The organism is Asticcacaulis aquaticus, from assembly GCF_028550415.1.
In the GTDB taxonomy this organism is placed as follows: Bacteria; Pseudomonadota; Alphaproteobacteria; order Caulobacterales; family Caulobacteraceae; genus Asticcacaulis; species Asticcacaulis aquaticus.
In genome coordinates, this window is sequence record NZ_JAQQKX010000014.1 from 41142 (window position 1) to 55257 (window position 14116).

Consider the following 14116-nt stretch of genomic DNA (forward strand, 5'->3'; position numbering starts at 1 on the left):
CAAAGTCGCCGCAATCCGGACACGGGGACATGGGAGTCTGAACCGGGGCTGACGCGGACGGTAAGACTTTGGTCATGCCTTTAGGGTTAATAAAGCCTTATTCGTATTTTTTCGCCGGAGGGCTTACACCATGGAACGCCGCCACTTCCTTCTGGGCGCTGCCTCGACCGCCGCCGCGCCGCTCGTCACCTCGCTGCTGCCGTCGGTGGCGCAGGCCGCGGCCGCTAAAACCCCTGCACCGACCGATTCCACCTATCAGCGCGATGAGATCCTGCGCGCCGGGTCGGATTTCCTCGGTGTCACCGTTGAAGCGCTCGGCGGTGCCATCGAGAAGGTGTTCGCCGACTATGGCGACCGTCCGACGGCCTATATCGCCGGTGAGGAAGTCTCGGGCGCCATCGCGGTCGGTCTGCGTTACGGCAAGGGCCTTGTGCACATGAAATCGCTGGCCAGCCCGGAAAAGATCTTCTGGCGGGGGCCATCGGTCGGGTTCGACACGGGCGGCAATGCCTCGCGCGTCTTTGCGCTGGTCTATCAACTGACCGACTTGCAAGAGATTTATCAGCGCATCCCCGGCGTCGAGGGCTCGGCCTATTTCGTCGGCGGTCTGGGCGTCAACTACCAGCAGACCGACGACCTGATCGTCGCCCCGATTCGCGCCGGTGTCGGCTTCCGTCTGGGGGCCAGCGTCGGCTATCTGGCCTATTCCAAAACCCGCAAGTGGTTCCCGGCCTAAAAGCGCATCCCGCATAGATTTCAAAGCCGTCCCGTTTGGGGCGGCTTTTTTCGTATCCGGCCCTGTGACCGAAAATCCCCGTCACAAAAGCGAGACGCCGCTGACATGGCGGCGTCGCGCAACGGTCAAGCCGCTGTCGTGAACGCGGCTTAACCACCTCTCCCCAGTAGCGCCATGCGGGCGCTTATGGGGATTGATATGAAAGCCACTCTGTTGAACGGGGCCGCTCTGGTCTCGCTGTTCGCCTTCGCCGCGCCGGTCCATGCCGCCGATGCGCCCGCGCCGGTCGCCGCCGCTGAAGGCGAAATCACCGAAGTCATCGTCTATGGTCAGGGCCAGAGCCGTCAGCTTCAGTCGGTCAAGGCCGCCGACCTGTCGCTGGAGGCCGCCGGCACCTCGCCGCTGAAGGCCATCGACAAGCTGCCGGGCGTCTCGTTCCAGTCGGCGGACGCGTTCGGGGCCTATGAGTGGTCGACCCGCATCTCGATCCGTGGCTTCAACCAGAATCAGACCGGCTTTACGCTGGACGGCGTGCCGCTGGGCGACATGACCTACGGCAACCACAACGGCCTGCACATTTCGCGCGCCATCATCGGCGAAGATGTCGGTCGCGTCGACCTGACGCAGGGCGCGGGTGCCCTGTCGGCGGCCTCGACCTCGAACCTCGGCGGCACGCTGCAGTTCTTCTCGCGCGATCCGTCGGACAAGCTGGGCGGCGAAGTCGCCGGGACGGCCGGTTCGGACGCGATGTACCGCCTCTATGGCCGCTTCGAGACCGGCACGCTCGAAAACGTCGGTGGTCTGCGCGCCTATGTCTCGGTCGCCGATCAGAAGGCCGACAAGTGGAAGGGCGGCTCCGAGCAGAAGCAGCGCCAGATCGACGCCAAGGCCGTCCTGCCGCTGGGCGACGGCGAACTGACCGGCTACGTCAACCACTCCGAACGTCGCGAACAGGACTATCAGGACATGTCGTTCGACATGATCGGTCGTCTGGGTCGCGACTGGGATAACTTCCAGCCGAACTACGCTCTGGCCACGCAGGTCGCCGCCGCCTATCTGAACGCCGCCAACTATGCCGGTGCGACGCCGCGCCTCAATGCGTCGGGCTGCTGGACCGGTGTCGGCACCAACCCCTATCAGGGTGGCGTGACGTGCGTGGACGACGCCTACTACTACGGTGCCGGTATCCGCGACGACGATGTCATGTATCTCGGCTATGAAGGCCGTATCAACGACATGATCAGCGTGTCGGGCACTGTCTATAACCACACCAATAAAGGTCAGGGCCTGTGGGTTACGCCCTACACGCCGTCGCCGAACTATGGCGTCGCGGGCGCGACCTCGAACAATGCGCCGCTGTCGGTCCGCACGACGGAATACGACGTCGACCGTACCGGCTTTTTCGGCGCTGTCGATTTCGACCTCGGCGCGCATAAGCTGACCATCGGTCTGTGGACCGAGGACAACGACTTCAATCAGGCCCGCCGCTTCTATGCCGAAGACGCCGCCGCGCCGAAGCGCAATCCGCTGGACTTCCAGTCGGGCGCCTTCTTCACGCAGTGGGAATACGCCTTCAACACCAAAACCACGGTCGCCTATGTGCAGGACGTGTGGACGATCACCGACGCCTTCAAGCTGAACTACGGCTTCAAGTCGATGACCGTCGAAAACAGCGTCCGCCGCATCGCCGGTAACGCCCTGTCCGGTACGATCAAGTCCGACGACAGCTTCCTGCCGCAGGCCGGTTTCGTCTTCAAGGCCCTGCCGGAAGTCGAACTGTTCGGTTCGTATAGCGAAAACATGGCCGCCTACGTGTCGGCGGCGACGTCGGGCCCGTTCAGCTCGCTGTCGCAGACCAATGTCGATTACGTGAAGAACCGCCTCAAGCCGGAAACCTCGAAGACGGTCGAAGGCGGTATGCGCCTGAACCTCAACAGCTTCCGTGGCGTGGTCGCCGTCTATCACGTCGATTTCGACAACCGTATCCTGGCGGTGGCTCAGGGTTCCTCGATCCAGGGCAATGCCCCGGTTCTGTCGAATGTCGGCGGTGTGAAGACGACCGGCGTCGAACTGGCCGGAACGTGGCGTCTGAACGATGCGTGGAAGGTCTATTCGGCCTATTCGTACAACGACTCGAAATACGCTAACGACGTTGTGGCCGCTGACGGCACGATCCGCGCTCGCACCAAGAACAAGTCGGTCGTCGATACGCCGAAGCACCTGTTCAATGCCGAAGTCAGCTATGACGACGGCGCGCTGTTCGGGACCGTGGCGGCCAAGCTGACCGGCGACCGCTTCTACACCTACGAGAACATCGGCGGTAAGGTCGAGGGTTATACGACGATGGAAGCCACGCTCGGCTACCGCTTCCCGCACGCCATCGAAGTCCAGCTGAACGTCACCAACCTGACCGGTGCGGACTATATCGCCACCATCGGTTCGGGCGGCTTCACCAACTCGGACACCGCCGGTACGGCCATGACGATCCTGCCCGGCGCGCCGCGTCAGGCCTTTGTCACGGTGCGTAAGACGTTCTAAATTTTAGAACTGCGCTAAACTCAGGCCGCTCCGGTTTGTCCGGAGCGGCTTTTTTCTGATGGAAATTACATAACTCCCTTTACAGCGTTGGCGACAGATGTCTCCCCGAAGATTCTGCTGCCGATGGGCACATCCTCTTTTGGGGGCTCTAGCCTCTGATCCTTATCTACGACAGCCCCCAACCTTGGGTGCGATTAATCACACAAAAATTGTCGACATTGGCGTTCCGCACAGTCTTAAAATATAGGCACGTTTGGGAACTTAATGAAACAGTTGCGGCACATACTGGAGAAGGCGAGGCGTGTCGTGATGCGCAAGGGTATCGCCGCGCAGGACGCAGATGACCTTGTGCAGAGCGCCTACGCCCGAATGCAGGCCTATGAACAGAAAAATGCCGTTCGATCTCAGGAAGCCCTGCTGATCACGACCGCCGTTCGTTTGGCGTATAATGAAAGAAAACGTCAGCATAAGGCGGCTATGATCGAAATGGTTGACGAGCTTCCGGCCGTTCCCGATGCTAACCCGCTGCCCGATGAAGTGCTCCGGGCGCAACAACGCGTCAGGCGGCTCACGGAAGGGCTGGACAGGTTGCCTGAGCGAACGCGGCGAATATTATTGAGCCGTCGACTGGACGGGCTGACCTACAAGGAAATCGCCCGGATCGAAGGCTCGACCGAAGCGGCAATCGAAAAACAGGTGGCGCGGGCGACCATGGACCTGATCAATTGGGTGAACGGATGGTAATGCGTCGTGAAGATGGGCCGGAAACGGCTTCGCTGGACCCTGAGGCGCGCGCACGGCTGGTTGCCGAGGCGGCGGTATGGATGGCACGGCTAAAAACCGATAATCGACTGGAGGCGACGGAGGCCGGTTTCAAGGCCTGGCTGATGTCGGCTCCGGAAGCACAAAGTCTGTTCGACGAAGCGACCGATGTCTGGGAAAAATTGCCGGTCGCGGCGCGCGCCTCCAGGCCGATGCGTCGAGGGGCTCTGGTGCGACGTGGTGTGGTCGCGGCCATGGCGGCCAGTGTGTGCCTGGCTTTCGGCTTTGGCGCCTATTCGATAATTACGCGACCGGTCGTTTATGAAACGCAAAAGGGAGAACAGAGGGTCGTCACGCTTGCGGATGCCTCTCAGATAACGCTGAACACGGATACCCGGTTGAGTGTTCGATATACCGGTGGTGCCCGGGGTATTGTCATGCAGCGCGGAGAGGCGATTTTCAGTGTCGCTCACGATGCGGCCAGACCCTTCACCGTCGATGCGAAGGGGCAGCGTGTGACGGCGCTCGGTACGCGCTTTGTGGTCCGCAACGAGCCGACGGTCGTGGAGGTGACGTTGCTGACGGGCAAGGTGGACGTGCGGGCGATTTCAGACGAGGCACAGACGCATAAAAGCATCGTCCTCACTTCCGGCGATCGGGTAATGATCCGGGATGGTATGGACGCAGTCACCGACAGACCCGTGCCGCAGGTTGTGACCGCCTGGCAGCGGCAGGAAATTGTCTTTACCGATTCTACCTTGTCCGAGGCTGTCAGGGAGCTTAACCGCTACAGCCGCATTCAACTGATCGTGTCTGATCCCCGCGTGGCAGGTCTTAAGGTGGCCGGGGTTTTCCAGACGGGAAATCCGGCGGCCTTTGCGCAAAGCATGGCGCGGATTTACGGTCTCAAACTGCGTTATTCGCCCGATGTTATCGAACTTTCGCGATGACGGGGCGTCGTTGATACACCTGACCAAGGTCTAACTGTTCAGATATTCATCGAAGCCTTAGGTTTGCCCATCTGCCCGGCTTTTGATGCCGACGGCGGAAATGACGGCAGACCGAACGTGCCGCAGATATAGTGGGCAGGAATATGCGAGGCAGGAGGGACAAGGCGCTCGGCTTGTTGCTGGCGTTGATAGTGGCGGCCTTTCCCGTACACGCGCAACCTGTTGACTGGCATCTTGCCCCGCAGCCCTTGAAGGATAGCCTGACAGCCATTGCCCGCGCGGGCAAGGTCACCGTTCTGTTCGATCCGCGGCTGGTCGAAGGCTACCGGACAAAAGCTCTGACCGCACGCCTTGAGGCTCGCGAAGCGCTTCATCATCTCTTGTCCGGAACAGGGCTAAGGGCGGTTGAAATCTCTCCCGGACAGTTTGTGGTGGAACGCCCGCCGGCTGAAATCGTAGAAGAAGAGGTGCGGCGTTCCGTCAAGCCTCCCGACGAGGTCGTGCCACTGGTGGTCGTCAAGGGCCTGAAAAGCGACCTGCGCCTTGCCGAGACCAGAAAGCGCGACAGTGCCGGTATTGTCGATACGGCCACCGCCGGCGACATTGCCAGATATCCCGAAGCCAATCTTGCCGAAGCCCTGCAACTTCTGCCCGGATCGGCATTGACGCGGGATCAGGGGGAAGGGCGGACTCTTTCCGTTCGGGGCATGGGACCGGAACTGTCGCTTGTGGAGATCAACGGCATCGAAGCCCAGGCCGTGACCGACGGCCCGAATTTCGCGAGCAACCGGGGGCGAGGTTTCGATTTCAACGTTTTCCCGTCGGAACTGTTTGGTCAAATCGCGACCGCCAAAACCACCCGCGCCGATCAGCCCGAGGGTTCACTAGGGGCCAGCGTGTTCCTGATGACGCCGAAGCCGTTGCAACTGAAGCCGGACACATTTCAGCTTGGGGCCAGTCGCACCTATAACGATCTGGTCGGGGAGCGAGGTCTCCGAGCGACGCTCCTGATGAGCGATCGCCGCGAAGACGCCCGCTTCGGATGGGCCGTGTCCGCAGCCTACAGCCGGTTGCCCTTTGAAATCCAGGGCGTCAGCAGCGGGAACTGGAACACCGGCCTGTCAAATGGTGGCTTCTGTCGGCCCACGCTCGGTACGGGCGGGCTTTGCGATGTGGTATCGACGGAATATGCGACAGCGCTCAGCGCCTATGATGAGCTCAACAGCACCGAGGTCTATCATCCGCAGTTTTACCGCTATACCGACATCCTGGGTGTCGCCATGCGCAAGGGTCTGACGGCGGGTATCCAGTGGGAGCCTTCGGACGCCACGCTGTTGAGTGTCGATTATCTGCGCTCGGACTTTCACACGCGTCGCACAGGCTATTATTTGTCCCCCATAGGGTTCAGCCGGGGGGCCGGGCAAGGGGGTAAACCCGAGATCGTGGTCCGGGACCTCGAAATCGACGCGCAAGGCAGCGTCGTCTATGGCCTGTTTGATAATGTCGACGTGCGGTCTGAGACCATACTGGATGACTATTCGACACGTTTCGAGCAGGTGTCGATACAGGTGGCACAGACGCTTGGCTCACGGCTTCGCTTTGCGGGGGCCGCCGGTTTTTCGCGATCGCGTTTTCGTAATCATGATGAACTGGGCATCCATATCGACAGGTTCAATATCGACGGTTTTGTTTTCGATAGTCGCGGGTCCGGCCAGAGCCGACCGACCTTTCGCTATGGGTTCGACGTCAGCGATCCGGGACAATGGTATTTCGGTCCGCGACAGACTCAGGCCGGCGGTACCGGCCCCACCGGCCCTGAAATACGCTTCCGTCCCAACTTTGTCCGCAACGATTTCGATGTTCTGAAAGGGCAACTGGCCTATCAGATTGATGACGGGTTTGAGGTTGTGCTGGGGGCTCAATGGAAGCGATATGGCTTTGCGTCAGAGGTTTACAAATTTGCCGAAGGGGAGGCCGATTTTCCGATCCCCCCGGAGGGCCTGAGTACGCTAGGCCGCACGTTTTGCGGGCTCGACAAGGTGGCAAAGGCGGCAGACACGCCCCTATGCTGGTTTGCGCCCGACCCCGAGGCCTTTGTCAGAGCCTACGATCTTTATGCCAATAGCGGACGAACCGCCCTGTCTCGCGAAACCTCGCTGGCCCGCGGCTTCAATCAGTCGGTGCGCGAAACCGATCTGGCCGTATTTGTACAGGCCCGGTTTACCGGTGACTGGCATGGTTACCCTTATAAGGGCGATATGGGATTGCGTCTGGTCGAAACCCGTCAGATATCCCGTTTTTACGATGAGTCGACCTCGGACCTGTCCGGAACCCCCAGATTCGAGTCCGTCTCCCGGCGCTATGTCGATGCGCTGCCGACCGTCAATCTGGCCGTGGAACTTGATCCGGCGAAAGTGGTCCGCGTTTCGCTGGCCAGGGTCATGGCGCGACCGCCGCTGACCGGTATCGCTGCGGCGACAGCCCTGAGCGTCAGCGGTGCCTCGCGCCAGATTATCACAGGGAATCCGCTGCTCAGACCCATCCGCGCAACAAGCCTCGATCTGACGTTCGAATGGTATGTTTCACGCGATCTGAATATGTCGATGGGCGTTTTCTACAAGGATATCGATAGTTATATCCAGCCGCTCGCCTATGTGGGGCGGTTTAGTGATACAGGCCTGTCAGCGACTGTGCTGGATAAGACGGGGGCCTCGGTATCTGACGATTTTCTCATGTCCCGATTTATCAACACCTCCGGCGGAAAACTGAGGGGCGCCGAAGCGACCCTGCGCTGGCGGGGTGAGGCCCTGCCAAAACCGTTTCGGGGGTTGGGACTGGATGCCAGCTATACGCTGATGTCCAGCGATATGGACTACGTACTGATGCAGGGTGGTCGGGCCCGGCAGGTGAGCTACGATCTTGTCAATCTTTCACCACGCACAGCACGGGGAACCCTTTTTTATAAACGCGGTCGATTCGATGCCCAGATAACGGCCGTGTATCGCAGCGCCTACCTGACCAGTGTCCCTGGGGCGCTGGCTATGGATGCGTCCGGTGTGGATTCGTCACAGCATGTCAACGCAGCGATCGCGTACAGACTTGCGCCAAATCTGCAGATTCGATTCGAAGGTCTGAATTTGACGAATGAGGCCACCTATGCCTGGGAAGATTACGCCGCCCGACGCCTGAGTGATGTGCAGTGGAGCGGGCGGACTCTGTCGGTCGGTCTGAGCTATGGTTTTTAATCGAAAAAATTAAAAAGCGACGTTCCGATGTCGGGCTGCATCGTTCCGGCGGTCTTAATGAATGTGGAGGCGTCTGGGCAATCATCGTCATTTCGTCATCTTCGACGCGTTTTCGGATGCTGAAAGCCTGCCGTTTATGCCGCAGGACAAAGCGGGTCAGCGCGCTTCAAAAACGTCAAATACAGGGCTTTGGAATCATGAAAACCATACTTTTCTCACTGGGTTGTTTGCTGGCATTGCCCGCTGTGGCTCAGACGGTACAACCCGCGTCACCACCTATCGCCGTTACGGATGCCGAGGCGCGGGCCCAGATTCGTAAAATCAATGCCAAGAAGATCATTCTGGTCGGCGATTCGACCACGGCGGTATTGGGGGGGTGGGGCCCGAGTTTCTGTAGCGACCATGTGACGTCGTTCGTGGCCTGTATCAACCTGGCGCGTGGCGGTCGGTCGAGCTTCACCTATCTGGCCGAAGGGTCGTGGGACATTGCTCTGGCCGAAGTGAAGGCGGGGGCGGCCGCTTACGGCAAGACCTACGTGCTGATCCAGTTCGGTCACAACGATCAACCCGGCAAGCCCGGCCGTTCGACCGATCTGGTGACCGAATTCCCGGTTTTTCTGAAGCGATATGTCGATGAGGTTCGTACCGCCGGCGGTGTTCCGGTGCTGGTTACGCCTCTGACACGACGGGGCTTCAAGGATGGCAAGGTCGAGAACGATCTCGGCCCCTGGGCCGATGCGACGCGCAAGGTCGCCAGGGAGATGAATGTGCCTCTGGTCGATCTGTACGCCCGGTCGCAGGCCGAAGTTCAGAAGATGGGCGCGGTTGAGGCGATGAAGCTGGCGCAAAGGCCGCCGTCCCCGCAGGTCCTTGAGGCTGGCAAGACCGGCAACACGATCGCTGGATCTACCGGTGTGACGCCACCACCGAACCAGCCGCCCCTGACCGAAGAGCAGATTCGGGCCGCCACCGAACCTATGGGGCAGGCTAAGGCGAGCTTTGATTATACGCATGTCGGTCGTGAGGGGGCGGACTTTTTCTCGAAGCTGGTCGCGTCCGAACTGGCGCGGGCCGTGCCGGATCTCAAACGCGATTTGCTGCCATAAATCCCCCTCCATATCGCTCCGCTCCCCGGGGCGTGCGACGGCCCACCGTGTAAACGGTGGGCTTTTTGCTGTGTACGTCTGGCGTGCCTGAGGAAAGGGCGTGTGTCAGCCGAGGTGCGACAACAGGCGCGCCCGCCGTCCGCCATACCGTTTTAAGGCATGCCGTTCATCCGTCCCAAGGCTTTCGTGGCGAAAAAATGTCTGCGCCATGTCGGGTTTCCAGACATGCGATGTCTTAATACATAGAGATAAAAATTATCCGCTTTCAATTTTTATGAAAATTGAATTTATGTATTAATATTACATTTTCAGTATTTATTGAAAATAATAATATTAATTAAAATGTATAACCGGCTCATGAATTGATTGAGTTGGTCTATTTTCATGCCATTTTCACTACAATAAATAATTATATACTATTAATATATGTTTCATTTTGGCAACATTTTTAATTATCATTTCATATTTGGAAATTTTTACATAAATATATTGTTGCGTTTAATGAAAAGATACCGCTAACATGATGGCGTAGGTTGCAGCATCGCAACATTGAGCCCGCGAATTAAGCTTCGTCGATCAACGGTCGAACAGGAGCTTGAGGCGTCGTTCAATTATAAACGAAAGCAGGGGTTAACGGATGAATGTTCTGAAATTCAAAGACGGCCGTCGGTCGCAATGTCTGGTCCGACCGGCCGCTATCTAACATTGGCTTAGGCCGACCATGGCTCGCTGACGCAGCCGTCGCCAAGGCCGTGCCATTTCCTATTCACGAACCTCCCAACTGCAGTGGGCGGGCAAGCGCCCGACCGTGCAGGCCGGTTGCGGCTGATTTTACCTCAACGGCAACCGGCCACTTTTTTCGTTTCTCGTCATGACGGGCCTCGGCGCGTCGCAAGTTCCAACCTCATCCCCGTTGGATCAACTGAGGCGGGCGCTTCGACCCCATGGGTGCTCGCCTCTTCTTTGATTGCCGTAAGGAACCTCAAATCTAAACCAATGTCACAGCATGGAGAGGGGGCTCGCTGCCATGTCTAACAATCAGAAAATAAAGAAAATTTGCGCGCTGACCGGCGGGTAAGCGGGCGGATAACACGTCATCTAACGACGAAACAGGGTAGAAATATGAAAAACGTACAAGGAAGATATTCGCGATATTTGCTGGCGGGCTCAGCGCTGTCGGTACTGGCCACGCTGACGATGGGCGGTAACGCGTTCGCGCAGCAGGATAGCGGACAAAAGGCCGATAATATTCAGGAAGTTGTGGTCGTCGGCGTCCGCGCATCGCAGCAGTCCGCCATTGATCGGAAAAAGCGGGCCAAGACTGCGACCGACTCCATCGTCGCCGATGATGTGGGTTCGTTCCCGGACCGCAACATCAACGAAGCCCTGTCGCGCGTCGCAGGTGTCGGTATCACCCGCGGTGAAACGGGTGAGGGCGAATCCATCAGCCTGCGCGGTAATACCGCCGATCTGACGCGCGTCGAGCTTGACGGCATGTCGACCGCGCCTTCCGGTGCTGATCTGGCCATCAATGTGCCGGGCGGACGCGCGGCGGACCTGCGCGAACTACCGGCCGACCTGATCAAGAGCGTCGACGTTGTCAAAGGTGCCACGGCGGATCAGACGGAAGGCGGTCTGGGCGGCACGGTGTCGATTCAGACGCGTACCGGGCTCGATTTCAAGAAGCCGTACCTTCAGCTGCGTCTGGGCAGCGAGCGTAACTCGCTGAACCAGAAATGGGCGCCGGATATCGGCATCGTGGCGTCGCGCAAGTTCTTCGGGGGCCGTCTGGGGGTGACGGGGAACCTGTCTTACCGCAAGGTGATGAACGAGAGCCATCAGACCTCGATGGATAATTTCGATCAGGGCTATTACCGTCTCGCCGATTTCGACAATTCGCCGGAAAAGACCGTCCAATTCAATCCGGCCACGGTAGGAGGGTCTTTGGCCAATGTGCCCATCGCTTCCTACGACCTCGTGAGCGGCAGCGGCAAGTTCAACACCAATACGCCGCTCGATGTCGTCACCAAGTCGGCTAATGCCAAGACCAAGGCCGATTGTGACGCGGCCTTCCCACTGTATACGGAAGCTGAGCTCGCGGTGATTTCTACCGCCGTTAACAGCGGTGTGAATCGTCGCGACGCTCAAAACGTGCGTATTGGTGAGCGCATCACCTGTCTGAACCAGTGGAACGACTATACGCCGGGTCAGGTGCGTGATGCGATTGAGCGTCAGTACGAAGACCGCCTATCGTGGGATATCCGTTTCGACTACCGCATCAATGACAAGCTGACGGCCTTCGTCAAATACCAGCAGTCCAACCGCGAAATGCATCAGTGGCGCTCGAACCGCAGCCAGGGCAACATCGATATCAACCCGACCACCCGAGGCGATACGCCGGCCTGGAAAAACAGCTACACGCTCGTTAACAACACAACCTTCCCGCTTAATTCCGTTGACCCGATCATCGCAGGCGATGGCTATTATCTGTATAACCCCAATCAGATCTCGGCATGGCGCGGTCTCGATAACACCGCAGGCGCCGTCACGACCCAAAATGGTTTCGCGGTTGTGGGGCAGGCGATCAATGTCGTGCCGGGGTCGGTGACCATGGACGGCAAGCACCATGTCACGTCCCTGACGCTGGGCCGCGGCGAGTACCTGATCGATCATATCCTCAACACCCAGACATTCGACACCTCTTATCTCCAGACGGGCGCCAACTACAAAGACGGTCCCCTGCAGATCGATTTCATGGCAAGCCGGACCACGTCCGACCACTCGCGCTATGACCTGCGTACGTCCGTCAGGGCGTATCTGTATGGTGCTAAAATGTCGGCGACGCCGGACGGGTCGTGGAAGATCGATCTCCCCTCGAACTTCAACCCCAATGATATATCGCAATATATGCCGCTGCTTCCGGCGACCGGAGCGACGGCGTCACAGCTCGCGCAATATAGTGATGTGGTGGGTCTTGGATGGCGTCCGCGGATTACCGCAGGTCAGGAAGATCAGGCCAAGCTCGACGTGACCTACCGGATGGACGACTTCCCCATCCTCAAGCGCTTTAAGGCCGGGGTGCAGTACCGTGCGATCGATACCCAGGTTTGGAGGGGCGCAGGCTTCATCCCGAAGGCCGGTGTGAGCGTGCCGACTTCGGACTACCAGAGCAATCTGCGGGCGTGTGAAAACCAGCCGACCACCACGGCGGTCAATGCCTGCGTCTATGGCTATGTGCCAAACGCCATGACGGCCACGGCCACCACCTGGATGCATGGCGTCCACACCATGCCCCGGGCTGATCTGCTGTCGATAATCCAGCAAAGCATCTGGGACACTCATGGGGCCGCCTTCTTCCCGGGCTATGAAGGCCTGGAAAGTACCGAATGGAACAGCCTCGATCTGGCGAAACTCATCTCGCTGACACCGGCGACCGTTAATTATAACTTCGACTGTGTAAAGGTCTGTAAAGGCTCGGACGGTAATTTGTATGCCAAACCGACAGACTTCTCTGCCGAGACGGTCACTGCTGCCTATTACATGTTCGATTTCGAACAGAAGCTGCCGTTCGACATGTCCTTCGAAGGCAATTTCGGCGTCCGCGGGGTCTTCTCGTCGGTAACGGGCAGCGGCTATGTTTCGATCAACTCGACGCGCAAGAATGTAAATACCGGCAACGTGAACTTGGAATGGAACGAGACAAACGGTTATAATCGCGTCACTACGACCACGATCAACAAACCGGTTGCCGTGGCTCGCTCCTATGCCGACTGGCTCCCCAGCTACAACGCCGCTCTTTGGGCCGTGCCGGATAAGCTGGTCATTCGCTACAACTGGGCCAAAACGGTGTCGCGTCCCGGCGTCAGCTACCTGTTCCCTGCCGGCGCCTGTACGATCGATGAGCGTACGGAAACACCAGCGGACCAAGGTGTGTCCGAGGTCGATCAGAGCTGCACCACCTTCGGTAACCCGGATCTGAAGCCCTATACGGCGACGAAAAACAACACCGCGATTGAATGGTACGTCAATAAGGATACCTATGTGTCGCTGGCCTATTATCGCCAGAAGGTGAAGATCGGCAAACCGTTGCGTATCGTTTTGACGGATCAGAGAGTCTTCGAAGGAACGGATGAGGTCGATCCCGTCACCGGTCGTCCGTTGTCGGATTTCCAGTTCACCTACGGCACCTATATCAACCAGCCAGGTGAAACCCAGTCGGGCTGGGAGCTCTCGACAAAGACGGCCCTGACCTTCCTGCCGTGGCGCTTCCGCTATACCGGTGTCGACTTCAACTACTCGACCAACAAGTCGAAGGGCGCAGCAGGGTTCACCGACCTGATCACCGGTAAGAACCTGGGATCCTCCGGTCGTCCGGATTACTTCGCCAACCTGGCGGTCTGGTACGATGACGGCAAGACCAGTGCCCGTCTGTCCTATCAGAAGCGGTCCAACGTACTGGAGTGCATGTCCAACTGTGGGGTGGATCGTCGGCCGTCCTATGCCTGGCCGAGCACCAACCCACTGAGCTTTGCGGCCCTGCCGTATAATCCGGGTGAAGCCTATTACAATCAGGCATATGGCTACCTCGACGCCAAGGTGTCTCACAAGGTGAACGACAACGTCGAAATCTTCTGGGAAGCCCGCAACCTGACGAAGCAGGCCAGCGTTCGCGTCGGCACCGCCCGGGGGCTTGAGGCGTCGCCGGAGTCGGCCTGGAATGTCCAGTATGCGGGCCGTCGCTTCAACGTCGGTATCGTTTACAAGATGCAGTAACGCAGG

Annotated in this window: 7 protein-coding genes; all 7 read left to right on the top strand. The window is 58.7% G+C overall.

What is annotated here, in order from left to right:
* Positions 1-130 precede the first annotated feature (130 nt).
* The 7 genes from PQU92_RS15360 to PQU92_RS15390 all read left to right on the top strand — a co-directional run bounded on the left by PQU92_RS15360 (position 131) and on the right by PQU92_RS15390 (position 14110).
* Entirely contained in the window at positions 131-736 is a 606-nt protein-coding gene (locus tag PQU92_RS15360; protein ID WP_272749134.1) for a DUF1134 domain-containing protein, read from the top strand.
* Between the two features lie 198 nt (positions 737-934).
* Positions 935-3274: a TonB-dependent receptor gene (locus PQU92_RS15365; RefSeq protein WP_272749135.1), complete on the top strand. Its 2340-nt coding sequence runs from the start codon at positions 935-937 to the stop codon at positions 3272-3274.
* Positions 3275-3538: 264 nt separating this feature from the next.
* Positions 3539-4018: an RNA polymerase sigma factor gene (locus PQU92_RS15370; protein WP_272749136.1), complete on the top strand. Its 480-nt coding sequence runs from the start codon at positions 3539-3541 to the stop codon at positions 4016-4018.
* Positions 4018-4986 carry a FecR family protein gene (locus tag PQU92_RS15375; RefSeq protein ID WP_272749137.1) on the top strand — a complete coding sequence of 323 codons (969 nt, stop codon included), beginning with the start codon at positions 4018-4020 and terminating at the stop codon, positions 4984-4986. Before PQU92_RS15370 ends, PQU92_RS15375 begins: the two co-directional genes overlap by 1 nt.
* Before the next feature lie 131 nt (positions 4987-5117).
* Positions 5118-8231, top strand: coding sequence for a TonB-dependent receptor (locus PQU92_RS15380; RefSeq protein WP_272749138.1), 3114 nt, complete (start codon positions 5118-5120; stop codon positions 8229-8231).
* Between the two features lie 197 nt (positions 8232-8428).
* The gene (locus PQU92_RS15385) at positions 8429-9337 is read left to right on the top strand and encodes a rhamnogalacturonan acetylesterase (RefSeq protein ID WP_272749139.1); all 909 of its coding nucleotides are present in this window, start codon (positions 8429-8431) and stop codon (positions 9335-9337) included.
* 1122 nt (positions 9338-10459) lie between these two features.
* Positions 10460-14110, top strand: a complete 3651-nt coding sequence (locus PQU92_RS15390) for a TonB-dependent receptor (protein ID WP_272749140.1) — start codon at positions 10460-10462, stop codon at positions 14108-14110.
* Positions 14111-14116 lie beyond the last annotated feature (6 nt).

Coding starts and splice junctions, on each gene's coding strand:
- PQU92_RS15370 (WP_272749136.1), top strand. CDS start 3,539: ATGAAACAGTTGCGGCACATACTGGAGAAGGCGAGGCGTGTCGTGATG.
- PQU92_RS15390 (WP_272749140.1), top strand. CDS start 10,460: ATGAAAAACGTACAAGGAAGATATTCGCGATATTTGCTGGCGGGCTCA.
- PQU92_RS15360 (WP_272749134.1), top strand. CDS start 131: ATGGAACGCCGCCACTTCCTTCTGGGCGCTGCCTCGACCGCCGCCGCG.
- PQU92_RS15385 (WP_272749139.1), top strand. CDS start 8,429: ATGAAAACCATACTTTTCTCACTGGGTTGTTTGCTGGCATTGCCCGCT.
- PQU92_RS15365 (WP_272749135.1), top strand. CDS start 935: ATGAAAGCCACTCTGTTGAACGGGGCCGCTCTGGTCTCGCTGTTCGCC.
- PQU92_RS15375 (WP_272749137.1), top strand. CDS start 4,018: ATGCGTCGTGAAGATGGGCCGGAAACGGCTTCGCTGGACCCTGAGGCG.